The sequence below is a fragment of the Sorangium sp. So ce362 genome (genome assembly GCF_051519845.1).
Taxonomy (GTDB): Bacteria; Myxococcota_A; Polyangia; order Polyangiales; family Polyangiaceae; genus Sorangium.
Genome location: NZ_CP150332.1, coordinates 1,133,628 through 1,157,515, shown reverse-complemented (window position 1 = coordinate 1,157,515; position 23,888 = coordinate 1,133,628). Strand labels below are relative to the sequence as shown.

At 66.6% G+C, this 23,888-nt stretch carries 26 protein-coding genes and 1 pseudogene; 8 read left to right on the top strand and 19 right to left on the bottom strand.

Annotated elements, in window-relative coordinates:
• Nucleotides 1–416 precede the first annotated feature (416 nt).
• Both WMF17_RS04640 and WMF17_RS04635 read right to left on the bottom strand, forming a co-directional pair.
• Nucleotides 417–722, bottom strand: a complete 306-nt coding sequence (locus tag WMF17_RS04640) for a hypothetical protein (protein ID WP_437648336.1) — start codon at nt 720–722, stop codon at nt 417–419.
• A complete protein-coding gene (locus tag WMF17_RS04635; protein WP_437648334.1) occupies nt 719–1,399 on the bottom strand; it encodes a sigma-70 family RNA polymerase sigma factor in 681 nt (226 codons plus the stop codon). The genes WMF17_RS04640 and WMF17_RS04635 overlap by 4 nt, the downstream gene beginning before the upstream one ends.
• 169 nt (nt 1,400–1,568) lie before the next feature.
• On the opposite strand from WMF17_RS04635, the gene WMF17_RS04630 reads away from it, so the two are divergent.
• Nucleotides 1,569–1,841 (top strand): helix-turn-helix domain-containing protein, encoded by a 273-nt coding sequence (locus WMF17_RS04630; RefSeq protein WP_437643758.1) that lies wholly within the window; start codon nt 1,569–1,571, stop codon nt 1,839–1,841.
• Between the two features lie 14 nt (nt 1,842–1,855).
• Here WMF17_RS04630 and WMF17_RS04625 read toward each other — a convergent pair whose 3' ends face one another.
• From WMF17_RS04625 to WMF17_RS04580, 10 genes are all read right to left on the bottom strand, one after another.
• Nucleotides 1,856–2,461 carry a hypothetical protein gene (locus tag WMF17_RS04625; RefSeq protein ID WP_437648332.1) on the bottom strand — a complete coding sequence of 202 codons (606 nt, stop codon included), beginning with the start codon at nt 2,459–2,461 and terminating at the stop codon, nt 1,856–1,858.
• Between the two features lie 16 nt (nt 2,462–2,477).
• Nucleotides 2,478–3,134, bottom strand: a complete 657-nt coding sequence (locus WMF17_RS04620) for a hypothetical protein (RefSeq protein ID WP_437648331.1) — start codon at nt 3,132–3,134, stop codon at nt 2,478–2,480.
• Between the two features lie 3 nt (nt 3,135–3,137).
• Nucleotides 3,138–3,440 carry a hypothetical protein gene (locus WMF17_RS04615; protein ID WP_437648329.1) on the bottom strand — a complete coding sequence of 101 codons (303 nt, stop codon included), beginning with the start codon at nt 3,438–3,440 and terminating at the stop codon, nt 3,138–3,140.
• Nucleotides 3,441–3,460: 20 nt separating this feature from the next.
• Complete coding sequence (locus tag WMF17_RS04610; protein ID WP_437648327.1) at nt 3,461–4,846, bottom strand: hypothetical protein; 1,386 nt, start codon at nt 4,844–4,846, stop codon at nt 3,461–3,463.
• 134 nt (nt 4,847–4,980) lie between these two features.
• Entirely contained in the window at nt 4,981–5,553 is a 573-nt protein-coding gene (locus tag WMF17_RS04605) for a hypothetical protein (RefSeq protein ID WP_437648326.1), read from the bottom strand.
• A gap of 489 nt (nt 5,554–6,042) precedes the next feature.
• Nucleotides 6,043–6,540, bottom strand: coding sequence for a hypothetical protein (locus tag WMF17_RS04600; protein ID WP_437648324.1), 498 nt, complete (start codon nt 6,538–6,540; stop codon nt 6,043–6,045).
• Between the two features lie 322 nt (nt 6,541–6,862).
• A complete protein-coding gene (locus tag WMF17_RS04595) occupies nt 6,863–8,608 on the bottom strand; it encodes a DNA primase family protein (protein ID WP_437648322.1) in 1,746 nt (581 codons plus the stop codon).
• Nucleotides 8,598–9,053, bottom strand: a complete 456-nt coding sequence (locus WMF17_RS04590) for an ERCC4 domain-containing protein (RefSeq protein ID WP_437648320.1) — start codon at nt 9,051–9,053, stop codon at nt 8,598–8,600. The genes WMF17_RS04595 and WMF17_RS04590 overlap by 11 nt, the downstream gene beginning before the upstream one ends.
• Nucleotides 9,050–9,397: a hypothetical protein gene (locus WMF17_RS04585; protein WP_437648318.1), complete on the bottom strand. Its 348-nt coding sequence runs from the start codon at nt 9,395–9,397 to the stop codon at nt 9,050–9,052. Before WMF17_RS04585 ends, WMF17_RS04590 begins: the two co-directional genes overlap by 4 nt.
• An 894-nt stretch (nt 9,398–10,291) precedes the next feature.
• Nucleotides 10,292–10,888: a hypothetical protein gene (locus WMF17_RS04580; RefSeq protein ID WP_437648316.1), complete on the bottom strand. Its 597-nt coding sequence runs from the start codon at nt 10,886–10,888 to the stop codon at nt 10,292–10,294.
• Between the two features lie 325 nt (nt 10,889–11,213).
• On the opposite strand from WMF17_RS04580, the gene WMF17_RS04575 reads away from it, so the two are divergent.
• From WMF17_RS04575 to WMF17_RS04560, 4 genes are all read left to right on the top strand, one after another.
• The gene (locus WMF17_RS04575) at nt 11,214–12,446 is read left to right on the top strand and encodes an SIR2 family protein (RefSeq protein WP_437648314.1); all 1,233 of its coding nucleotides are present in this window, start codon (nt 11,214–11,216) and stop codon (nt 12,444–12,446) included.
• A 126-nt stretch (nt 12,447–12,572) separates the two neighbouring features.
• Nucleotides 12,573–12,710: a hypothetical protein gene (locus tag WMF17_RS04570; protein ID WP_437648313.1), complete on the top strand. Its 138-nt coding sequence runs from the start codon at nt 12,573–12,575 to the stop codon at nt 12,708–12,710.
• A gap of 559 nt (nt 12,711–13,269) precedes the next feature.
• Nucleotides 13,270–14,376 carry a DUF262 domain-containing protein gene (locus WMF17_RS04565; RefSeq protein ID WP_437648311.1) on the top strand — a complete coding sequence of 369 codons (1,107 nt, stop codon included), beginning with the start codon at nt 13,270–13,272 and terminating at the stop codon, nt 14,374–14,376.
• Nucleotides 14,373–15,056 (top strand): MAE_28990/MAE_18760 family HEPN-like nuclease, encoded by a 684-nt coding sequence (locus WMF17_RS04560; RefSeq protein WP_437648309.1) that lies wholly within the window; start codon nt 14,373–14,375, stop codon nt 15,054–15,056. The genes WMF17_RS04565 and WMF17_RS04560 overlap by 4 nt, the downstream gene beginning before the upstream one ends.
• 72 nt (nt 15,057–15,128) lie before the next feature.
• Here WMF17_RS04560 and WMF17_RS04555 read toward each other — a convergent pair whose 3' ends face one another.
• Both WMF17_RS04555 and WMF17_RS04550 read right to left on the bottom strand, forming a co-directional pair.
• A complete protein-coding gene (locus WMF17_RS04555; RefSeq protein ID WP_437648307.1) occupies nt 15,129–15,350 on the bottom strand; it encodes a sigma factor-like helix-turn-helix DNA-binding protein in 222 nt (73 codons plus the stop codon).
• Nucleotides 15,351–15,890: 540 nt separating this feature from the next.
• Nucleotides 15,891–16,031, bottom strand: coding sequence for a hypothetical protein (locus tag WMF17_RS04550; protein ID WP_437604394.1), 141 nt, complete (start codon nt 16,029–16,031; stop codon nt 15,891–15,893).
• A gap of 548 nt (nt 16,032–16,579) precedes the next feature.
• Between WMF17_RS04550 and WMF17_RS04545 the strand changes: the two are divergent.
• Nucleotides 16,580–17,005, top strand: a pseudogene (locus tag WMF17_RS04545) (endo-1,4-beta-xylanase); the annotation flags it as partial.
• Between the two features lie 67 nt (nt 17,006–17,072).
• Here WMF17_RS04545 and WMF17_RS04540 read toward each other — a convergent pair.
• Nucleotides 17,073–18,029, bottom strand: a complete 957-nt coding sequence (locus WMF17_RS04540) for a helix-turn-helix domain-containing protein (protein WP_437600729.1) — start codon at nt 18,027–18,029, stop codon at nt 17,073–17,075.
• Between the two features lie 136 nt (nt 18,030–18,165).
• Between WMF17_RS04540 and WMF17_RS04535 the strand changes: the two genes are divergently transcribed.
• On the top strand, nt 18,166–18,621 hold the full coding sequence (locus WMF17_RS04535; RefSeq protein ID WP_437600728.1) for a nuclear transport factor 2 family protein: 456 nt from the start codon (nt 18,166–18,168) through the stop codon (nt 18,619–18,621).
• Nucleotides 18,618–19,496, top strand: coding sequence for an NmrA family NAD(P)-binding protein (locus tag WMF17_RS04530; protein ID WP_437600727.1), 879 nt, complete (start codon nt 18,618–18,620; stop codon nt 19,494–19,496). Before WMF17_RS04535 ends, WMF17_RS04530 begins: the two co-directional genes overlap by 4 nt.
• A 19-nt stretch (nt 19,497–19,515) precedes the next feature.
• Here WMF17_RS04530 and WMF17_RS04525 read toward each other — a convergent pair whose 3' ends face one another.
• The 4 genes from WMF17_RS04525 to WMF17_RS04510 form a co-directional block, all read right to left on the bottom strand.
• Complete coding sequence (locus WMF17_RS04525) at nt 19,516–20,148, bottom strand: MarC family protein (protein WP_437600726.1); 633 nt, start codon at nt 20,146–20,148, stop codon at nt 19,516–19,518.
• A 246-nt stretch (nt 20,149–20,394) separates the two neighbouring features.
• Nucleotides 20,395–21,717, bottom strand: coding sequence for an endo-1,4-beta-xylanase (locus WMF17_RS04520; protein ID WP_437648305.1), 1,323 nt, complete (start codon nt 21,715–21,717; stop codon nt 20,395–20,397).
• A 331-nt stretch (nt 21,718–22,048) separates the two neighbouring features.
• Nucleotides 22,049–22,888 carry an inositol oxygenase family protein gene (locus tag WMF17_RS04515; protein WP_437600724.1) on the bottom strand — a complete coding sequence of 280 codons (840 nt, stop codon included), beginning with the start codon at nt 22,886–22,888 and terminating at the stop codon, nt 22,049–22,051.
• A gap of 143 nt (nt 22,889–23,031) precedes the next feature.
• Nucleotides 23,032–23,808 (bottom strand): SIMPL domain-containing protein, encoded by a 777-nt coding sequence (locus tag WMF17_RS04510; protein ID WP_437648303.1) that lies wholly within the window; start codon nt 23,806–23,808, stop codon nt 23,032–23,034.
• Nucleotides 23,809–23,888 lie beyond the last annotated feature (80 nt).

Genomic DNA, 23,888 nt, shown 5'->3' with positions numbered 1-23,888 from the left:
TCTCTGTGCGCTTGACATCGGCGATCGGCTTCTTGCCGATGGTCGGCTCGATGTGCGTCTTGAAGGCGGACGCGTCTTTGTTGATCGTCACGAGCCCGCGCTTGTCGCGAGCGGCGTTCCAGCGCCCGAAGTACTCGGAGACAGTCTCGCCAGGGCTGACCGCCGACGCGTTGCCGCCGTGCTTTGGTCTCAGCTCCAGCCCTTTCGCGTTCTCGCTCCAATACTTCGCCTTCTCCCTCGCCATCGCCTCCGAGCAGCCAGCCGGAAGGTGGTAGACGGGACGACTCCCATCATCCAGCGTAACCCGGACGTCCCAATGATCTCCATGTCGAAAGACCGTGCCAGTTCGTTGACGTGCCATGTTGTCTACTCCCTGTAAATATGGAAGCTCATATCGGTTGGATATTGCCGCCGCTTCATCGCGTCTCGTCCCGCTCGCGACGCACGAAGAACCGCTCGATGGCGTCGAGCACCTGCACGGCGCCGCGTGCCTCTGCGACGAGCACGCGTTCGGCGTGCGTCTTGGCGTTCATCTGGGCGTCAAGCACGGCCGTCCAGAGCTTCTCGCGGTTCCATGGCCGGACGGGGAACGGGAGGAGCGCCAGCGCGGCCTCTGCGACGGCGCTCAAGTCCGCCTCGGTGAGCACGACGTCTGTCAAGATCGGCGTGGGCGGCTTCGGTAGCTTCCTGCGGGCGCGCCTCCGCTTGGCTCGGTCGTTCATCGGCGCCTCCGGAGTTCGAGGGCCAGCGCCTCGCGGGCGAGGCGGAGACGGCTCGCCGCGGTCCCCGGGCGCATGCCGTTGGCCTTGGCGAACGCGACGAGCGAGCGGGGATCGTCGACCGCGAGCAGGATGTCGCGCTGCCAGGGCTTCAGGCTCTCGACGGCCAGCAGCGTCTCGCGCGCGGCAACCTGCGCTTCCAGGCTCGGGCCGACGGGTTCGCGGAGCCTGCCGAGAGGCTGCGCATGAAGCACCGCACGGCGCACCCACGCGCTGTTGATGTAGTGCCCCGTCTTGCGCCACGACACGCCGTAGAGCCACTTCCGGAGCGCCTTGCGGGCGTCCTCTGTGGGGTCCGGCCGGTACATGCCCCGACGCACGGAGTTCCACGCCCCCATGAGCACCTGCTGCTCCACGTCCGGGCGGTCGCGCTGCGGCACGCCGCTCGCGATGAGCACGGCGACGATCACGGACCGCTCCGCAAGGATCGCCTCCATGCTCGGATGGGCCGCAGGATGCCGCCTCGCGGGGTCCTCATGCTCGGCACCCGCGCCGCGGCTGGTTTCGGTACTGGACCGCCGTGCTCGGCGGTGAAGGAAGCGATCGGGTTGATGGGTGGGGCTGTCGACGGACAGCCCGATTTCTTGGCCCTTTTGGGGCTGCGGACGTAACTTGCCCATGTCGGACCTCGCGCAACGGGGTTCCGGCCACGCTCCCCGGTCGGTTGGCGCCGACGCGGGGAGCACTTTTTTTGCAGCCTCCAGCGTACGCTCCAGCATTTTTGTCCGTCAAGAAAATACGGCACAGCAACACGTTTTTGCGTAAGGAACGCACAGCTACGCCGGCAGCGTGGAACCCCTGGAACTCGAGACGCTGCTTCTCTACATCGCCGCGAACATCCGGCGGAATCGGCAGCGACTCAGCATGACGCAAGAGGCACTCGCGGAATCTGCGGGTCTCGATCTGCGGTACCTTCAGCAGATAGAAAGCGGGCGGCAGAAGATGAGCATTGAAGCTCTCCTGGCGATCGCCAATGCCCTCGAAGTCGCTCCGGCGACTCTACTCCGCCCCGCAACAATGCCTGAGGTCAAACGAGGTCGTCCGCGAAAGGCGCCAAAGTGACAGGCGCCTTTCGTTCACGGTCGCCGCTGGTACCTCCGCGCGTCGCTCTCCGCTCCAAGCCGAGATAGCGCTGCAACGGCGTCGTCGTCGGACATCCCCGGCTGTCCCGACATGATGCGGGCGATCTTCTCGCTGGTCGTGAGTCCGGCGAGCGGGGAGGCGTGGCCGACGAGCCGAGCATGCTCGGCTCGCTCCGCTTGCTCGTCGCGCCCGGCGCACTCCTTCGCGATCGCCGCGCTGTGGATCGCCGCGTATACATCCGCGGCACCGTGCTGGCCGGCAGCACGCAGCTGAGCCAGTCTCGCGAGGTGCGGCGTGTCGATCGGCGTCGTCGCCATGGCCGGCGTGCGGGCGTTCGCGATCTCCGTGGCGAGCACGCGTGCGCTGCGCTCGGCTTCGATCGCCCTCGCGTGGATCGCCTCGTACATCGTCGCGATGGTCATCTTCCCCTCGGCTTTGAACCTCTCCAGCTGATCGAGGTGCGACGCCGGGACGAGGTGCGGCTCGATGCGATAGCCGTTGTCTCGGGCGAACTTCACCGCGGCGTCGGGCTGGCCGTTCGCCACGAGTTCATGAAAGGCGCTCATCGCCATCGGGCTGTTCTCGATGTTCTCGCTCATGTGCTGCTACTCCTACTCAGTCGAAAAAGCCGCGGATCTGGGCCCCGTTCTCGTCGAGATCGGCGCGCAACCCGTCACTGACGTGCGGCTCCACATGCGCCTTGACCCACGCGATGAAGGACTCGGAGCAGTCGGAAGGCTGGACGTAGAAACCGCGCGGGTACTCCGGTGTTGTGGAGGCAGTCACCCGACGAGCCGACTCGAACTCCTCATCCTCCATCAGCCGCTGAAAATCCCTCCAGCGTTTCGGCACCTCGCGGAGGTGCACCGCCGTGCGCGGTGGCTCCTTCGGCTTCGGCCAGAAGCCTCCCGTAGCGTCGGGGCGCGCCCATTCGATCGCAACGACCTCGGCGTGCGCCGCCCGAACCCATGCGGCGAAGCTCGGATCAACCATCGACGGCGTGACGTAGAACGCAAGCGAGATGATGCGCCGAGCTTCGATGAAGCATGCCTCCATCTTCTGTCGCGCCTGCCGCTGCTCCCAGGTGTTGCGCTCAGCGCTCGCGAGCTGCCGGATGCCCTCGGAGATCAGTTCGTCAACGCGCGTGCGGGCAGCGAAGTGTTGGTTGAGCGGCACGCGCGCGATCGTCGGGCTCGACGTCGCCACGACGTCACACGTCACGTCGGCGTCGATGCCCAGCGGGTGCAGGTCAAAGGTGCGTGTTGTGAGCATACATCACCTCCAGGACTCGTCGGCGTCGTCGTAAAAGCAGTCCCAGATCACTGGGTTGCAGTACTGCCGCACGTACGCCTTTGCCTGTTCGCGAAGCTCGGCGGGGACATCCGACGGGCGAACGAAGCAGCCATGATCTCGCACGTATCCGAAGGCCTTGCCATAGTCCCGCGACACTGGCTGCGCGTTAAGGATCTCGATGAAGCGATCGTACACATCGGACCAGTCTTGGGTCGGCTCGCGCGGTGGCGTCGGGTAGAAATGCTCGCGCTGGCGCGGGTGCGTCATGCCATGGGGAAGTGCCATCTATTTTATCTCCTGCGGCATCAAAGGCCGCGATCAGACCACGTAACGAAGTTGCGCCCGCTCCGCTTGCGCGTCGCGAGCGGGGACATGCTCAGTGCGCCATCGGAATCCGCGATCGCGGCGGTGAGCAAAAGGGCGGCGTAATCATCATGTCCGGTGCGGGCGCCGTATGTGAGCGCGCCCGTCGCGGTGAACTTCTCCGAGAACGCGTGGAGCTGTTTCCGTATGGTCTCGTGAGGTGCGATCGTGATGACGCCATCACGAAGCCACCCTCGGATCAGCCCGACGGCGGCCGTCTTGTTGCTGTTGGTCCAGTCGTACGCCGTGAACTTGTAGCCGCGCGCCGCGAACGCGGCTTCGAGCATGAGAGCTTCGCGCTGGTCGGACACGACGCGGCGAATGGCGTGCTCCTCGCAGACTCCGAAGAGTCGATCCACGACGTCATCGCCTCGCATGTTCTGCCAGAACGCGCCGTCGATACCGCCGATCTCTTCGACCTGGAGGAAGGGGTTGATCTGGCCGGTGTAGTCGTCTCGCACGATCCGGTTGCCGCGCGCGTCGACTTCGTAGGCACAGCTACCCGCGATCACGCGCCCCCATTCGTCCGTGATGTCGGTCATCGCGTACGCGGTGACAGGGAGCAGCGGCCACGACCAACCGACGACGGCGTAGGAGAAGGAGTCGTTGCGCCCGCTTGACGGGTCGAGCACGAGGACGCGTTCGCCAGCGTGGTACGAGCAGCCCGGGTCGCGGAAGGCTCGATCGACCGCATCCGGATCGAACGCCGCCGAGATCGCAGCCTGGGGAAGCGCCCGGTACTCGCGCGCCCACACCCGCGCGTCAGGCTCAAGCGCACGCGTGTCCTGCTCCGAGATCGACGGATTCGCGGTCCACGTCGGCGCGTACGCCACGCACTGTGTTGGCGTCTCGCCTTGCTCGAACGCGTCGTAGTGCGCATCGAGCGTTGACAGCGGCGACGACGAGAGGAACAACCTCGCCCTCGGCTGCGTCGCCATCGTCGGACGCAGCGATGCGAGCACCTCGTTCGCGGGGTTGGCTCCCGTATCTCGGTCCTGCCACTTCGCGACCTCATCGCAGATAGCCGCGATCGCGGTGAAACCCGAGACCCCCGCGATCGACGCCGCGAACACCTTGAACGCGACCGGCGCGCCGTCGTCGCGCTGCAACTCGATCGCCTCGCCGGCCTTACGATAGTCGACGCCGAGCGCGCGGAGGATCGCCTCGATGGTCCGCAGGCGTGCTGCTGCCTCGTCCCGCGACGTCGACACGATCGGCACCGTCCCGACATCGCCGGGCGGGATGCGGTGGTCACCGAAGAGCGCCTCGACCACCGCGACGCGGCAGAGCGTGGACGACTTTCCACCACGGCGGCCGACGCGCAGCACGAGGGTCCGCCGCCCGGAGAGATAGAAGCGTTCGAGGGTCGACCACCACCACGCAGAGATCGCGGGGAAGCCCTGCGCCACAAGCTCAGCGTCGACGGCACGGAGATGGTCGAGGATGCGGCGTCCGTGATCGCTCACTTCTCGCTGTCGCTCTCGGTGTGCTCGTTCAGTCGACCCGCAGCACGCTCGCGAACTCGATCGAGCGCCGTGCGGCGGCTGGAACTGCGCGCCTTTGCTTCGCGTGCGGCGAGCTCCCACGCGGCCAGCTCGTTCTGTCTCGCCTCAGCGGCGAGCGCGGACGCGCGCTTCAGAAGCTCCGCATCGCCGATCGCGGCCCCTTGGTTCTGGAGGTAGCGCGCCGATGCGAGCGCGAGCGCCGCAGACTCGACCAGCGCGCCGACGCCGGCGGAGATCTCCCCGCCGTGCGCCGCGGCGAGTTCACGCCGACGGTGCGCGCCGTAGCGCCTGCCCCAACTCGCGAAGGGCTTGAAGACGTCGGAGGTCGAGTCGATCCCACCGGCACCGCCGAGCGGACCGGCGCGGAGCCGTCGCGCCCGTGCCGCCGTGTTTCCGCGGAGGAATCGACCATCCGAGCCCCGATCGGGACGGACCGATTTGGCGCCTGTAGCCGCCGGTAGTTCGTCCGGAGGAAGCACCTCGATGTGGGGGCGCCCTCGACCTTGGCCATGTCCAGATCGAAGCGCCATCACGCGACCTCAGCGGTAGCGGCTGCGCGGCTGAGCTCGTCCTGCATCGCACGCAGCCCGCGCACGAGGGCGGAGCGAGCTACAGCGGAGCGCTTGACGGTCAACCCATCCCGCGACATCAGCTCCGCAACCGCCTCGATCTCGGTGCGGAGCTCTCCATCGACTCGCAAGTTAAGATTCTCTCGAAGCACAATTCTAGCCATTGTTTCACCAGTGTTCTTGCACTCTTCAACGACGCCACGAGCGACGAGCGCTCGAAGAGATCTGCGGAGATGCCGCGGATGCAGTCGATGCGAGCGGCGCGGCGATAGCCCGTCCGGTTGTTCTGAGAGCGCGACGACGATCGCCCGCTGCGCGCTCCCGACGCCGCGGCTCACGGGCGCCGCACCCCGGCGCGAACATGCACGGCCAGCTTCACGGCCATCGCGGCGAACCGCCGTTGCTCAACTGGTCGCGGAGACCAGTTGCGAGCCGTCAAGGTGACGGGGGTCACCTCCGAGTTCGGAACGTCGTCAGCAGCGACGGGCTGCTCGCGGGAGGCAACGACGACCGCCAGGAGACGAGCGCGATCTCGACTGCCATAACCGCGAGGGCGGCCAGCACTGTGACGGCGAGCGCCGAGCGGATCGCGGCCTCGACCAGCGCCGCGCAGCCGCCGGAGGCACCCTCTACGAGGCCGCAGGCGCGCCGAGCGGCTTGCACGTCGACCTCGACCAGCCGGCCCGTCCGTGGGCGTCCAGCGAGCGCGCGCAGGGCATCGTGGGCGCCGAGGTCGACCACCGCGAGCACAAGCGCGGAGGTGCCGATCGCGCCGCTGGCCGACGTGTCGCGATGTGCTGCCCCCCATAGGATGGGACGCAAAGCGCGCCGAAACGCCTTCAAATCAAGGCTTTGCGCGATCGAATCGTCAGGCCGAAGTGTCAGCGCAACGCGCCGCTGAGCTCCGCCGAGGTCGCGGGCGCCCTGCTGAGCGGCTCCGCCGACCACGAGGGCGTCGAGGTCGAGGTCGCGAGCGCGATCGACCCCACGGCGAGCGGCAACCGCGCCCGTCCTGCTCCAGCACGGCCAAGAGGTCGACGGACACCAGCGCCAGCCCGAACGCCAGGCCCGATGCCAGGGCGGCCGGCGGGCAGCGGCAGTCCGACGCGCGCGGCGTTCCGGGACGGGGCGGTGCGGCGTCGGCTCACCTCGACCGGCTGTAGGCTTGTAGGCAGAACGAGGGGGCTGTTTCCATAAACCCCTCTGGTGCTGACCCGTCCGCTTACCTGGAGGAAGTACCCGGATCTGATCCCTACAAGTGCCTACGTGCCTACAAGCCTGCATCGCCGGCCCCTCCCGGCTGGTCGTCGCCCTGGTGGCGGAGCCCGATGCCGCGCCAGACGTCCCGCGGGGTTCTGTGTCCCTGGACGCGCTTCGTGCCCTCACCCGCGCCGAGGTTTCGGATCCGATCCGCGAAGCGTTTGGACCCGAGCGGGTACTTGTTGCCGTTGTCCTGGCACCATCGCTCGTACTCCCGACGCAGCACCGCTTTTTCCACCCATGCGTCCGGTGCGACGACGCAGCGCTCCTTGATGAAGTCGCGCAAGGGGTCGTTCTCGGCGCGGTACGCCTCGGTCGCTCGCGTGATCGACGCGGGCACGTCCAAACCGCGCTCTCGCCACTCGCGGCACCCGCGCACCGCCCAGGCCAGGATCGCCGGACCACCGACCGCCGGATCGAGCAGCGCTGTCTTGACCTGCGGGTCGCGCTTCTCCTTCGCGACGGTGTGCTCGAACGGGATCCGGAGGATGCGGCGCCAGATCGCCGGGTCATCGTCCCGCACGCGCGGCGCATCGTTCGCGGCCAGCCAGAGCTTGAACGCCGGTTTGAACTCGAAGGACTCCCGGTAGAGGAACCGCGCCGTCACGGTGTCACCGCCGGTCAGTTGCTTGACCAGCCCTTCGGCGAGCCGCTTGCCTTCGTCGACCTCGATCGAGAGCACGAGGCGAGCGCCCGCGAGCCGCGCGATGTCGTTGCGCGGACCGCCAGCGTCGCGCCGGGCGATGAACGTCTCGAAGTCTGCCTTCGCCGCATAGTCGCCCATGGTGATCTTCAGCGCTTCGAGGAACGTCGACTTTCCGGAGGCCGGCGGACCGTGGACGAAGAAGAGCACCTCATGCCGGACGTCACCGGTGAGCGTGTAGCCTGCGATGCGGCGGAGGAAGGCGCTCAGCTCCTCATCGTTGCCCGTGACGTCAGCGAGGAAGCGATCCCAGACCGGCAGTTCCGCGTCGGGATCGAACGCGACCGGAACGATCCGGCGCATCATGTCGCGGCGGTTGTGGTCCCGCAGCTCTCCCGTGCGGAGGTCGAGCACGCCGTTGCGGCAGTTCAGCAGCCAGGGATCGGCATCGAAGTCACCGGGCTCGGCGCGGATGATCGGCTCCGTTTCCGCAAGGCGGAGCATCGCATCGATGCCGCGCGCCGACTGCGATCGCTTCGCCCAGTTGAACAGCGCGGACGCTTCCTTGTGCTGAGCCTTCGCCTTCGCCACCTCGTCGTCGTCGTGCGCGCGCTTCACCTGCTTCGCTGCCTCGCTCATCGCGACCTCGGCATCCATCAGCAAGCGGCGCGTCGTCTCCTTCGCGAGCTCTGCCGTCTTTGCCCGATCGCTGCACCATCGGGAGCCGGTCCATGTATGCCATCCGCCGAGAGCTTCGACGTGGCGCAGATCGCGACCGTACATCGCAACGAGGCGCTCCGCGTTCGCGAGGTCGGTGTCCGACGCGGTGCCCTGCCTCAGCGTCACGACGACGTGCCGCGACCCGTTGCCGTTCGCGGCACCGCCTCCGGTGCACGGCTCCGCGGGCACCATCGAGGCGCCACACGCATCCGACCAGAGCCCGTCGCCGCGCGAGATCGGCTCCTCATCGCCGGCCTCGTCGGCGTCTGCCTTCGCCTCTCCGTGGTCGCTCGGCTCGCTCGGCTCGACGTCGTTCGCCGCACGCGCCTCGTCGTCGTGGTGCGGCTCCGGTCCGGCCGTTAACGGCTGCGCCGAGGTCGGTTCAGCGTGCATCCCGCACCTCCACATGCTTCCGGTGGTATCGCGAGAGCATCATCGCCGCGATCCTCTCGGCGGAGTCGCGCGAGCCTGCCCACGTCGTGGTGATGTCGTAGTCTTGCTGGATGGCGAGCGCGCTTGCGATCACCGCCTGCGGCGTCGTCTTGCTGCGGTAGCGATGCGCCCAGACATCGGGGACGCCGGCCTCTACCAAGATCGTCTTCAGCTCGTACGATCGAAGCCGCTCGCACTCACGGAGAAAACGGCCGCGCTCCCACGTGACGCTGTGCACGAAGTCGTCTAGGCTCTTTCGCTCGATCGCGACGACGCTCTCGAACCCGGCAATCGAGTAATCACCGGCGGGCAGCGCTACGCGCTCGAGGCGGTAGGCGTCGCCGAACGTCCACGGCCGCTGCTCGCGCGTGTCGACGATGATCGTCATCGTGTCCGCCTGCTTCATCGCGACGGCCTCTTGGGCTGAAGGGACGCGAAGAAGGCGGCGTCCGCGTCATCGCCGCTCTGCTCCTTCGGCTTCGGCGCGCGCGCTTGCGTCGCGATCCACTCGTCCACGTCGGCCTTGCGCGCCATGAGTTTGCGGCCGACCCTGAATGAGGGGAAAGCGCCTGCTGCCGCGGCACGCCGGAAGGTCGTCGGCCCCGTCGGGGAGGTCCGGGCGTCGTAGTAGGCGGCGCTAGTGTCGCCGGCAGCATTCTCGTTCGCCACGTCGCGCATCGAGTCGAGCAGGTAGTGGGCGATCGTCGAGAATGCTTTGGACAGTTCATCCCGAGTAACAGGTTTTCTCAATGGCACCTCCAAGAAGCAGCACGATCCACATGAGCACCGCGGCAGGGTTCTGCGGCGTACCGCGACCGCAGGACTGTGCTTCTGCCGCAAGTCGTGGACCGTCAAGGCGATCCCCTCCGAGTCCGGAGCGCCCTCGGCCGCGTAACGCGCTGTTTCCGCGCGTTAAAATTTAAAATGTGGCATCGCGACGGGCGCCCGAAGCGCACGCCGAGGTCGGAAGGCAGCCCGGGTGCCCTCGGCTCAGGAGCCGTCAGCACCTGACGCCGGTCAGGGAGCGGCGCTGGTCGAGGTGCCCACGCTCCGGCGTGCTGCCGGTTGACCCGGCGCCGACCGGTTGAGGGGCGCTACTCGAACCAGCCGAGCGCCAGGGAGGAGCGCTGGGCCACCCTCGCCCGGGATGCCGGGCCGGGCCGGAGGAGAAGGAGGGGGCCTTCCTTAGATCATGGAGCTCGAGATCGAGGGTGCTGTGATACGTCGCGGGGCGGAGACCGGGGCGAAGGGGCGCGGTCGAGGTACCGACCCTCGAGCGCCTGCCGGTCGACGCTGCTCTCGGTCGCGCGACCTGGGGCGCCATGAGAACGAGCTGAGCGGCGGGGATCGACGCCTGGCTACCGCCGACCGTGATGCCGGCCAGCGGACGATGGTGGGGCCTTCCTTAGGTGTGTGCTCGAGACCGAGGGCGCTGTGATGCGTTGCGGGGCGGAGACCTGGGGTCCAGCGGCGTACCGTGGTCGCGCACTGGTCCGAAAGACCACTCGCGAGCCGTCCAGACGACCGACGCTGCTTCCGGCCGGGCGATCAGGGGGCGCGTCACCAGGGCGAGCCAGGCGGCGCGGAGGAGCGGCGGGCTACCCCCGGCTCGACCGCGATGCCGACCTGGGGGCCCAGCGCGCGCTACGCGGGCGGGCGATGGGGGTTCATCACCCATGCAGCAAAGGCCGCCCTGCTTTCTGGACTCATGGCTTCGATCCACGAAAATCCGAACATCCGCGCGGTAGCGCGGGCGAGACTGAAGTTACCTTCTGGGGTTCCCGGCTTGGCCGCGCCGAGCTCCGGAGCGATGGCGATAACGAACGACAGCGCAGTGAAGACATCCCGGCGCTCCTGCGGCTCGCTCATAATGCTATCCGTGCCACCACTTGGATAGACACCGTCCCGTGTGTCGGCGAGCTTCCCAGGATCCCAGGGTCGGATTCCGGGCAGTCCTCGGAGACACGGGAACATCTCAGCGAGGTCAGACATGCTCTTGGCCGGCTCAGCGACGACAGCGGGGGACGGCGGCACCGCGCGAGGCTTCTCCGCGTTTGCTGCGGGTGCCCCTCCGTCGAGCAGCACGCGAAGCCCAGCTTCGGCCGCAAGGCGCACGGCATCGGAGCGCGTGATCTCCACACCGGCCATCGCGGAGCGCTGCGAAGCGAGCTCGTCGAGGCGAGCGATCGTCTCGGGGCGAAAGCGGACAGGAACAGGGGTCATTGGGGAGCGGTCGGCCATCGTACGCATCGTATACGTCGTATACAAAATACGCGCAAGACAGGTTCATCGCCTCGAACCGGAGCTCACCGTATACGTCGTATACGACGTGTTGCACTCGGGCTACACCGCTGCTGCGGCTGCCGTCGCTACCTGCGCCGGAGGCCGGCCATGCTGCCGGGCGGCACCTCCTCTTGACACGCGACGGCATCTCCGCTGGCCTTGCGGATCGGGGTAGCTATTAGAGGTAGCTGGAGCGACAACGAGGGCGAGAGAACCACCTCGGGATGCCTGCGCGAGGCTGCACGAGTTAGCCAGCCCGCAAACACTAATTCGGTGAATAGTCATGGATAGACTTACTGTTCTAGTTGGAGCAGGCGCCTCTCAGGCTTTGGAGCTTCCAGGAACAAACGGCGTGCTTAAACATCTGCGGCAGGAGGAGGCGGCGCTAATCGCGAATGGCCACCTAGGACATATACCGTACCCACCGATCTTTGAAACCATCCTTAGTCTACTCAAACAACGACACGGCGAGCCGAATTTCGAACACCTGATGCACGCCTTGGAGTGCCTGGTGAGCCTCGCAAAAGCAGACTCGGCGCCCATAAATAGCCACGTAGCACTCGAACTGATATTCACAAGTGGACTTAACGACCGCGCAAAAGAGTTATGCGTCGCACGGGATGTCCCGGAGATCGCCATTACCCTCCTGGTCCGTTGGCTCTGTGAACTCTTTGAGCACACATCTTCACAGGCGCCACAGAGCGCTCATTGGCCCGACTACCAGAATTTCTGGACAACCATTTCACAGAGTTCTACTCTAGATGTCGCCACCTTTAATTACGACACCTGCATCGAGCTCGCTCTGCCTAATCTCATCCAAGGATTTAAGCCAGTTGACGGAACGCCGGCTCAGCGATTCGATGAGATTGACTTCCAGAGGTCCAGCGAGTCCCGTCTGATGCACCTTCATGGAAGTATAAGGTTCGGCAACTGGGACTCTATGGCTGGACTAAACAGATTTGCTTACGAGGACAACCGACACGATCTGTACTACTACACGAGCGCGCGAGATGCCGCCGCGAGTCGTTTCGGATCACGCACCAGCCCACACTCTCAAGCTGGACGCCATAACATAGTCGGGCCAGTTATAACCGGACTTCAGAAGCCCGACAAAATTCTATCCGCAGAACCATATATGTCTTATTACCGCACCTTTGCAGGCTGCCTACAATCGTCTCCCAGACTCCTAATCGTCGGCTATGGGTTTGGCGACAAATATATCAACCACCTTCTTGAGAGAATGGTTCGATGGCATGGCGCAGCGTGCCGCATAGCGTGCGTCGATTGCACGGACGTACGGGCCGACGCTCCTGAAACCAGAGACGCCCCGGCTTGGATTCGCAATGGGATGCCACGTCGGTGGACGGGCACTGACGAAAGCCTCCACTTAATAGACACCGGGATGATCGAGTTCACCCCGTGGTACGCCGCGGGAGGAATGTTCATGCTCGACTGCGCCGGACTTCTTGCAAGACCAACGCAAGCGGATGAGATTATCCGTTTTCTGACCTCCTAAGTCTCTCATGGAGGAGATAGATCGGCGTTCGCTCCCCGGCGGACGGCGTGAACCGGCGGCTCGGCGACGGATACCTACCCCCTCCGACGTACGCAACCGGCGCCCCGGTCCGTCGATATCTCGGGCATGATCGCCCCTGACGAGCTCGACGCCATCGCCGAAGCCGCTCTCGCTGAGGATGTTGAGACCCTCTCTCTGCCGGTCGCGCCCGGCCTCATGCTGGAGCTCGCCTACGACAGCTGCGGACTGTTCGTCGCGACCTAGCGGGCCGGGTCATGATGGCGGGTGGTCGAGGTCGGGGAGGCGTAATGCCTCGCGGCAGGCGTGCTTCGCGGCAGGCGGGATCCTGGGGAACTCACGTACACCCACAGCGGAACGACGCAGGAACCGCTTGCCCGGAGCACGGCGGCCGGGCGTCCTCCCTGCGGGAGCACCGGAGGCAGGCTCCTCTTGACACGGGACGGTATCTCCGCTGGCCTCGTAGGCGGTGGTGGCCATGGGAGTAGCTGGAGCAGGGGCGAGGACCAGAGAGATACCTCTGGGTGCTCGCGCAAGACGGCGTGCAGTCCACATTTTTCCTGCGTTCCACGACTGCCGGGGGTCTACTCCCTCTGGTCGTCCCGCCCCACGGTACAACAGCGGAGCCTATCTGGCCCAGCCCTTTCCCAGCAGCATGTCGCCACTAGGCTGGCAGGGTTCATGAACCCACATCGGACATAGCGCGTGGGCGTCTCGTGATCCCCACGACGAATAGCCAAACAAGTCGCGTCATCCGCATCGAACGGATGTCGATCTAGACGCACATGAGGATAGGACTCAGAGAATGCTCGACCAAGAGGTAACTGGCGCACGGCAGACCATCATAAAAGACGGATTCGACATGTCGTTCGGTGAGCTCATACGCATTTATGAACGACAAGAACTCATCATCCATCCAGAATATCAGCGACTTTTCCGCTGGGAACAGCATCAGAAAACTGCGTTTATAGAATCGATACTTCTCGGAATTCCATTGCCGCCAATATTCGTCTTCACAAACGAACTGGGACGATGGGAACTAATCGACGGCCTTCAACGCCTGTCGACCGTGTTTCAGTTTGCGGGCATCTTGCGAGATCCCAGCGGCGCCCTCCAACCTACCTTTGTTCCAGACGGGACGCGTTTGCTTCCCTCGCTAAAAGACGCGGCTTGGGATGAATCAAAACAAACCAGCGAAACCATCGCCCTACCGATGCATCTTCGCTTGGAGATTGAAAGAACTAGGCTTCGCGTAGAAATCCTAAAAAGAGAGTCCTCAAGTCGTGCCAAATTCGAGCTATTCCAGCGGCTGAACACAGGCGGGAGCCATCTTTCGGAGCAAGAGGTCCGCTCTTGCGTTCTGGTTATGGTCAATCCGGAATTCCACAGATGGGTTCAGTCACTTGCCACCAATCCCTCCTATGTTAAGTCGATCGGACAAACCGAACGCGCGCGCTCGCGCCAATACCCGCAGGAACTCGTGATCCGGTTTCTTTCTTATAGGTATGCGGATTACGACAGCAAATACAACATCCACGAATTTCTCGATCAGACCTCGCTCGACATGGCATCTGACTCCAAATTTACCAAAGACTATGAAGGCGAAGTCTTTCGGCGCACTTTCGAGATCATTGAAGAAACATCAATAGTTAACCCATTTAGCCGCTGGGATGGCGCACGGTTCACGGGCGCTTCTACGCTCGCCGCGTATGAAGTTGCTACAAACGGAATTGCAGCGAACCTGACGACCATTGATGCAATGCCTGACCAGACGCGTTCGGCGTTCGTTATAGAGCGTCTCAAGAATCTTTGGTCCAACGAGAAATTCTTGAGGTATACGGGAGCAGGAGTGAAGGGCACATCGCGCCTGGCCTTCCTTCTTCCGGAGGCACCGAATTGGTTCGCTCCATGAGCAGGCTTCGAATCGACTCGCACATCTTCCAAGCTGTCACAGATCAGCTGGCGTGGCGCCGTATGGAGATTGCGAATATTAGGGATGCCATCCACAGCGCCACAGACGTAAGACGCAAGTCCCTGCTTCGCGCTGGCGTACCGATTGTCTACGCGCACTGGGAGGGGTTTATAAAAGCAACCACGGAGGACATGATAGAGTATGTGTCCAACCAGGCACACAGCAACATTGAGCTAAGCGATCCGTTTTTGGTGAAGTCGCTAAAGAAGTGCTTACAAGTTTTCACTGACGCAAACAAGGCATATGCATTAATTGATGCCGCTAGGTTCTTTCGCGAGCGGCTATCCGCGCGAGCCCAACTACCATCTCGCGGCCAAGTGAACACATCGAACCTAAATTCAGAAGTATTTCGTGATTTCGCTTTCTCTGTTGGGATCAGCGTATCCAGATATGAACCATATTTCCCGCTCATCGATGAATCTCTATTGGCAAAGCGCAATTCGATCGCACACGGGGAATACCTCTCTATCGATTACGATTCGTTCATTGAGCTTTCTAACAAGGTTCTCATGCTAATGGAATGGTACTCTATTGATATACAGAACCTTGTTGCGACGAAGGCTTACCTGGTTTCCGCCCCGAAAAGCGCCGCGAGTCGCCCGGCTGCGCTGAAACCGTAAGGTTGCCGGAGTAGGCTCCGGGCGACCTGACTGAGCTGCTCGCCGATGCCGATCTGGCCGGGAAGGTGGGGTCTACCGCAAGCGACGCCACCGCTTGAGCACGGCGGCAAGGCGTCTGCGGCCTCGGCGGAGCCGCGAGAACGCGGTCGCAACGGGCATCCCAAGGCTCCGGGCGATTTCGCTCACCCGCTCGCCCTCGCCGACGAGAATCAGCACCCGGCGCTCCCGGGGCTCCACCAGCCAGAGCAGCTCCAGCAGAGCGCGCGCCTCGACCTCCCCGTGGGGCGACGGCACCCGGCCGGCGACGTGGGCCAGTGGACCCGCGACGGCGACCTCCCGGCGGCGGCAGGCCTGCTCGTGGTACGTCCGAGCCTAGTGGGAGAAGAAGGGCCTCCAGCGAGCTCGCAGTGGCGTTCAGGATGGGCTTAAGAGCGGACGCGCCGGGCGCTGGCGAGGTCGACCACTGGCGCGATATGCGGCGCATACTGCGGGGCGCTGAGGAGCTCCGAGAGCGTGCGAGCGGCGATCTGCGCCGTCGCGAGGTCGCCGGCCGCATGGGCAGCGGCGATGGTCTGCGTAAGGGTCGCGACGAGCGCCTGGCGCGGGCTGGTCGCCGGAGGCGCACTCGGGGCTGCTTCGGGTTGGGGAAGGCTCGCGAGAGCTGCCTCGCGCGTGGGCGCCGAGGGCACCGCCGGAAGCGTCACGGAATCGTCCCGCCGACCAGAGATCGCGGGGTTAGCGCCGACGATCGCCAAGTCGATGCCGGCCTCGACCCCCTCGAAACCCGCGGAAACCCGCCCGATCGCATCATCCCGATCCCCCTGGAAACGTGCTTCATGGACCGCATCCTACCACCTGTCCGGTGACGAGGCGGCCGCACGTGAGCTGACGCGTGGTCTCGGCGACGCGGCGGCCGAGGTGCTCGGCCGTGCGCAGATCGGCCTCCGGCGGCGCGACGTCAGGGCCCTTGCTCATCGGTCACCTTTCGTCTGCGCGGATCGTCATACACGTCGTGAGAGGAAGGCGCAACGTCGGCAGCATTCTTCAGGAGGTGTCCGGGATGTGATGTCGGGGGGCACGTGAACCAGCGACGCCCCATGGCGATCTCTGCCATCGTTCGCATTTCGCGCGTTTCGCGCGCTCGCCCCTGCTGCTGGAGCAAGGGTGTCCTCTTGGCTGCACAGATCAATTATCGACACATCGTCGCTTTCTCAGGAGGGCGGACGGCGCGCATCTCGTTCCGTCGCGAACCCGTGAATGCAACGTGACTGCACGACCGAAACAGCCGCACGAGGAGCTTGACTTCGGACCGTGTTTACGTGTTCCAATATCGACTCATGCCCGGTCTGCTCTCGCGCCGGGCATGCCTGTGCGAGACCCGCTTCAACAGCCATGGTGTAACCGGGCAGACGGCCGTTGCAGATGGGTGTACACGGTCGTGGGAAAAAGAGCTCTGGCCGGGAATTGACGGCGCCAGCGGCTGGGACTGGATCGTCAACTCCTTCAAGTGAGCCCGCGAGTACTGCCCGCGCGCGGTCCTCATCCTCAACGACTACAACAACATCGAGTACGAGAACGACCACAACAACTTCATGCGGATCGCGCGGGCGGTGATCAACGCAGGAGCCCCGGTCGACGCGCTCGGCGCCCAGGCGCACGACGCCTACAGGATCAACACGAACACGGTGAAGGGGTACATCGACAAGATGGCCGCGCTGGGCAAGCCCGTGCACATCACCGAGTACGACATCGGCATCGCGAACGACGCGGAGCAGCGCCGGGTGATGCAGGAACAGTTCACGATGTTCTGGAACCACCCCTCCGTGCCCGGCATCACCCTGTGGGGTTATATCGTCGGCGCGACCTGGAGGGACAACACGGGTATCCAGCATTCGAACGGCACCATGCGGCCGGCCATGACCTGGCTGATGGACTTCCTCGACCGCTGACGAGTCGCGTCATCGCCGCCGCACGCCGCCATCGCGACGAGCAGGGCCCCTATCCTCGCGCTTTGCCTCATGCAATCGAGAATACGCGCTCAGGCCGTCGCGTCGCGAGCGCGTCGTCCTCCCGCCGCCTCGCCTGCCGGTAGGCGACGGGGCTCACGCCGTGGGCGCGCGCGAAGGCGCGGGCGAACGCGGGCTCGCTGTCGTAGCCGACGCGGGCGGCGACGAGCTTCACGGGCAGCGTCGTCTCGCCGAGCAGCACCGCGGCGCGCTCGAGGCGCAGCCGGCGCACGTGGTGGCCGAGCGGCTCGCCGAGGAGCGCCGTCGCCCGCGCCGCGAACGCCGAGCGCGAGAGGCCAACCTGGCGCGCGAGGTCCGCGAGCTCCCACGCGCGCTCGGGTGAGGCGCGCACCCGCGCGAGCGCGGCCGCGATCGGCTCGTCCCGGAGCGCCTCCGCCCGCGGCAGCGACGCCGCCGGGTCGCGCAGCGCGATCGCGAACAGCGCGTGCGCCCACGTCTCGCCGACCGAGCGGCGCAGCGCCGGCGACAGCTCCGGCGCGCCCGCGAGCAGGGCGAGCGTCTCGTTGAGCCAGCGCGCGAGCCCCGGCGTCGCCCCCGTGACGTGCACGACGGGCGGGAGCAGCGCGATCCACGGGGCGCCCGCCGCGTCGAGGTGCAGGTCGACGATGACGAGCTGCGCCTCCGGCGGCGCCTCCATCGCCAGGGTGCCCTCAGCCACGGCGTGCATCCCGCGACAGACGGCCTCCGGGTGCGCGAGCGACGTCGTCGGCCGATCGCGGATGGCGTGCTCGTCGGCCCGCGGGAGGAACGCGAGCTCCCCCGCGCCGAGCGCGAGCCGCCGCCGCGCCACGTCGATCCACCCGCCGCCGCTCCTCGCCGCGTACACCCGGGCGGACGCGCGCCGCGCCGGCTGGCGCTTGCCCCAGCGATCGCCGAGCGCGAAGCGCATCACCTCGGTCTCGCGGAGCGCGACGCTCCGGGCCAGCTCGTCGAACGCGGCGGACATGGCGCGATCGACTGTACCGCACGCGCCCGGCCCCGTCACCGGCGCGCGCCGTGGACGCGCGGATCGTGGAGCTGGACGCGCGGTGATCGCGGCCTGGCTACGCTGGCCTCGTCACCATGAAAGAAAGAGGCCTTGTATGACTCCCCCTCTGCCGCACCCCCGCCCGCTCGACGCCGCGCAGGCGCTCGACGCCCACCTCGACCTCATCGGCCGCGACATCGAGCGATGGCTCGATCTCTTCGCCGACGACGCCATCGTGGAGTTCCCGTATGCGCCCGCGGTCGGCGCGCCGAGTCGATTCGAGGGCAAGCCGGCCATCCGGCGCCATTTCGAGGGCATTCTCGAGAGCTTCCGCGATCTGTCGCTCCGGGACGTGCGGCGGTATCCGACGACCGACCCGGACGTCGCGCTCGCCGAGGTGCACGGCTCGGCGACCATCCTCCCCGCGGGCAAGCGCTACGAGCAGGACTACGTGATGGTCGTCGCCACGCGAAACGGCAAGATCGTGCGGTACCGCGAGTACTGGAATCCGGCGCCCGTGCTCGAGGCCTTCGGCGGCGCGCTCGCCGCGCATCGCGAGGCGGCGTCGTGAGCGCGCGCGCAGGGAGCGGCGGGCCGCGCGTCCTGCTCACCGGCGGGACGGGCACCACCGGGCGAGCCATCGCCGCGCGGATCGAGGCCGCCGGCGCGCGCGTCCGCGTCGCGAGCCGGACGGCGCGCGACGCGGACGCGCGCGAGGGCGTGGAGCACGCGCGCTTCGACTGGGCCGACCCGGCGACGCACGAGGAGGCGCTCCGCGGCGTCGATCGCGCGTACCTCGTGGCGCCCGCGATGGTCGAGGACCCCTCGACGGTCATGGTGCCCTTCATCGAGCGGGCGCTCGCGGGCGGGGCGCGCCGCCTCGTGCTGCTCAGCTCGTCGGCCGTGCCGGAGGGGAGCTCCGGGATCGGCCTCGTCCACCGCGCGCTCCGCGAGCGCGCGCCGGAGTGGACCGTCCTTCAGCCCTCGTGGTTCATGCAGAACTTCATCGATCCGCGCCACTGGCACAGGGCGGGGATCGCCGGGCCCGGCGAGCTCACGACCGCGACGGGCGACGGCCGCGTCGGCTTCGTCGACGCCGGCGACATCGCGGAGGTCGCCGCGCGCGCGCTCCTCGACGAGGCGCCCCACGACGCGGCGCACGTCATCACCGGCCCGGAGGCGCTCAGCTACGATGACGTGGCGGCCATCGTGTCCGAGGTCGCCGGCCGGACGATACGCCACGTCCGCGTCGACGAGGACGCCGCCCGCGCGCACCTCGTGAAGGCGGGGGTGCCCGCGCCGTACGCCGCGCTCCTCGTGCGGCTCGACCTCGCCATCCGCGACGGCGCCGAGGACCGCGTCACCGACGTCGTGCAGCGCGTGACCGGCCGCGCGCCGCGCACCTTCCGCGACTTCGCCCGCGCCCACGCGCACGCCTTCACGTGAGTCCGCGCGGCGCGGGCCCTCACCCGCGCCAGAGCTCCTTCACGCCGTCGGCCATGAACTGCACCGCGATGGCGGCGAGGATGAGGCCCATGACGCGCTCGAGCACGGCCACGCCGGACGCCTTGAGCGCCCGCTGCACCAGCCCCGCGCCGCGCAGCACGAGGTAGGAGGCCACGAAGGTGATGGTCACGCTGGCGAGCACGAGCGCCATGGCCACGGGGTCGTCGCCCCCGCGCGACATCAGCACCATCACCGTGGCGATGGCGCCCGGCCCGGCCAGGAGCGGCATGGCCAGCGGCACGAGCGCCACGTCCTCCTTCGTGATGCCCTCCTGCTCCTCGGACGGGGTGGTGCGCGTCGCCGAGGAGCGGGCGCGCAGCATGTCGAGCGCCGTGATGAGCAGCAAGAGGCCGCCCGCGATCCGGAACGCGGCCAGCGAGACGCCGAAGACCTTGAAGATGACGCCGCCGAAGAGGGCGAAGAAGAGCATGAGCCCGCCGGCGACGGCGCACGCCCGAAGCGCCGTGCGCCGCACCTTCTCCGGCGGATCGCCCGCCGTCATCGTCAGGAACAGCGGCACGATGCCGATCGGATCCACGACGAAGAAGATCGCCGACAGCGACATGAGGAAGACCGAGACGTAATGGGCCATGCTCACCGGACGCGTCGCGGACCCCGCGGGCCAGGCGCATCTCCCACATCGTCGAGGGTCGCGCTAGCACCGCGTCGCCCAGGGATGGATCTGCGGTGATGGGTCAGCGGAGCTGCCGCGGCCGACGTGGCGACGGGCGGCCGCCAGGCAGCTCCGCTGCGCGAGGGCGGGGAGCAAGGAGAGGAGAGCGGGCGGGCGACCTGTACCGGTGACCGGGCCGTCGCCGCGCGCGGCGCGAGGAGGACCCTAGCGGCCCAGCAGGGCGTCCAGCACCCTGTTATAGGTCTCCTTCTTCTGATACTGGTCATTGAAGAGCAGAGACTGAGAGCTCTGCCCGTTGCACAGCGCCCCGCTCCAGCCGTTGAGCCACGACCTGCCGTCGTTGATCCCCCAGAAGGTGATGCCGACGCACTTGGGCAGCACGAAGCAGGCCTCCACGATGTCGTGATAGAACGTGAGCTGCTCCTCGGCGGAGACCTGACCGCCGCAACGGTTGATGTCCATCTCGGAGATCAGCACTTCCAGGCCCAGATCGGAGAAGCGCTTCAGGTTTGCCGCCACAGCCGCTCCATCGGCCTTGTTGTTCGGCGGCCCGATGTGCATCTGAAACCCGACGCCGTCGATCGGGACTCCGCGCTCGACCATCCCTTTGATCATCTCGTAGACAAAGTCGGCCTTGTCATTGAGCGCATCGATGCTGTAATCATTGTAATAGAGCTTGGCGGTAGGGTCTTGCTCTCTCGCGATCTGGAAAGAGAGGTCGAGGAATCTCTCCCCCAGCGCTCTCTGGAACACCGAGGGTCGCATGCGGGGATTGCCGACGCCGGTGTCGCTGTCGGTCAGGACCGCTTCGTTGACCACGTCCCAGTCCTTGATCCGGTCCTTGAAGTGCCCCATCACGCCTTCGATGTGCCTGCGGATGGCCTGTTCTACCGCTGCCGCCCCGTTCAGGTTGTTCGCCCACCCCGGCAACTGGTTGTGCCACACCAGGGTGTGACCCTTGACCTTCATGTTGTTGTCACGCGCCCAGTTCACGATGTTGTCAGCGGCGCCCCAGCTGAACTGCCCCGCATTGGGCTCCAGCGCGTCCCACTTCATCTCGTTCTCTGCTGTCACGTAGTTGTGCTCAGCAGCAGCGACGCGCTTGTAGTTGTTATCACCGAGGCCGGAGCCGGAGATGGCCGCGCCGATCAGGATCGGGGGGTTCGCCTTCTCACCGGCCTCCCTCATGGTGGCGGCGCTTGCAGCAGGAGTTCTGACGGCCGCGCCGCCGCCGCCCGTGCCACCGCCGCCCGTGCCGCCGCCGCCCGTGCCGACCGAGCTGCTCGTCGCGCCACCCGTGCCGCCTGTCGTGCCGCCCGTCGTGCCGCCCGTCGCGCCACCCGTGCCGCCTGTCGTGCCGCCCGTCGTGCCGCCCGTCGCGCCACCCGTGCCGCCTGTCGTGCCGCCCGACGTGCCGCCCGTCGTGCCCGCGCCGCCGGTCTCCCCTCCCCCGTCGCCACCGCCGTCCGAACAGCCGGTAGCGCACAGGAATGCCGAGAGTAGAAGGGTAAGGGGTGTTGACCTCATGCTTGCATCCTCCAAAGGGAAAATCCCTGCCATAAATCCCGCGAAGGCGTGCCTTGATCGTCGCCGCGGCCACACCGCGCACGGGCAGCCCCCGAGGGGGTCCGAAGCGGCAGTCGATCGGCCGCCATCCCCCCCAGCCTACAGCTTCACGATGCGGGCTTGTAGGGATATGCGTCTCCGGGAAAATTCCACGATTAATCTATAATTTTGCTCTGGCAACAACGTGTGTCCGAAGGCGAATCCGTAGGGCTCCCCACACCTGGCTCGCCCTGCTCCTGGAGCGCACCTGCCACCCGCTCGAGCAGCCGCCAGCAAGCGCGACAGGTGGCCCTCACCAGCGGAGCTCGGCCGGCAGGAGCTCGGCGATGAGATCCTTGTAAAACGGCTTCAGCCGCTCGACGTCCGGCGGGGCGTCGGCCTTCGAGTACAGATCGTACGGGTTGAACCGCCGGACCCACTCCATCATCCGCCGATCTTGCTCGTTCATCAGGTGCCCGTACGCTCCCTCGCGGTGCGCCGCGTAGAACGAGTGATATCGGATCATGGTGAGCGCCTCGGGCGGCAGGTGGTCCTTCACCACATGATACAGATACTCGTCGTGCCCCCACGACATGTGCACCCGGGAGAGCCCCGCGCCCTCCTCGTAGATCCCGCACGGCGTCTGGTACGCCGGGTTCGTCATGTCCGGGTTCCGCGCGAAGAGCTCGGGGAAGACGATCCGGTCCGAGAAGGCGCAGCCCACCGGGAAGGTGTCGCCCACCACGGCCCACTGCGGCTCGCCCCACGTGCACAGGATCTTCCCGGCGTCGTGGATGAGCGCGGTCAGCACGAACCACCGCGGCTGCCCGTCCCGCCGCGCCGCCTCCGCGGACTGGAGCGCATGCGCGATCTGCGACAGCTCCGTGTCGGGATCGCTGTCATCGACCACCTGATCGAGCAGCTCGAGCACCTCCCACATGCCCATCCGGCGGCGGTCGAGCCCGAGGTACTGCCGCTCTTTCTCCTGGACGAAGGCGAGCGTCTGCCCCTCGTGGTTCAGCCGGTAAAACTCCTTCACGCTCGGCCGCGCCTCGGCGCGGTAATCGCGGAACGCCGACGCTTCCGTCTCTCCCGCCTCTCCGCGCGCGGCGCTCCCCTCCACGCCCGACGTCTCCTCACGCTGCTCGCTCATCGCTCCGGCCATAGCGTACCCCCCTGTCCAGCGCCAGGGCCCTCGCGGCGCCGCGGCGCCGCGGCGCAGGCGCGCGGCGCCGCGCGGGCTGCGAGCGGCCCGATGCGCTGGCGCTCACACCCAGGACAGCGCCTCGAGCCGGGTCATTTCGTGAACAGGAAGCTCGCCGTCACCTGGGTGGTCACGCGGATCTCCCCGGGCTCGACCGGGAAGCCGTTCACCGTCTCCACGACGTCGGCCTTCATGGCCTGCTGCGCATATCCGTAGCTCTCCGCGGCCGCGGTCTTGATCGTGCGGAGCCCGCTCATCGTGACGTTCGCCGCGCCGGCCACCACCTTTGCGTTCTCCTGCGCGTCGCGCACGGCCGCGGCGAGCGCCAGCCTGTGCGCCTCCCGCGGCTTGCTGAGGAAGAAATCGACCCCGCCGACGACATTGGCGCCCGCGGCGAGCGCCGTATCGAGGATACGCGAGCCGTGGGCGCGCAGCTCCTTGACGGTGACGTCGCGCAGGGCGACCGAGAGCCTGCTCTCCGCCTCGTAGCCGATGATCCGGGGCGGCGTGTCGTCCCCCGGCCTCTGGCGTTCCGGGATCGGCGTCACGGCGATCTCCACGGTCCGGACCTGCAACGCCTGGATCCCGAGGCCCTCCAGCGCCGCGATCACCGCCCGCGTCTTGCTCCCGGCCTCCGCGCGCGCCTGCGCCAGCGTCGCGGCCCGCGCCTGGATCGAGATGCTCGTGCGCAGCGAATCCGGCTTCAGCATCACCTCCCCGCGTCCAGCGACCGTCAGGAGCCGAGATGCGGCCGCATTCTCCGCATTTGCCGCCTGCGTACCCGCGCCCCCGAGCGCGAGCGCGGGCGCGGAGACGGCGGATATCACGCAGGTCGCGAGCAAGGCGAAGAGCTTTGTCGTATTCGTCATGGGTCCCTCCATTCCGCGGAGAATCTAAGGCGGACGCATAAGGAAGCACAGGGCCCCGGCGGCGGACGCGCCATTGACGG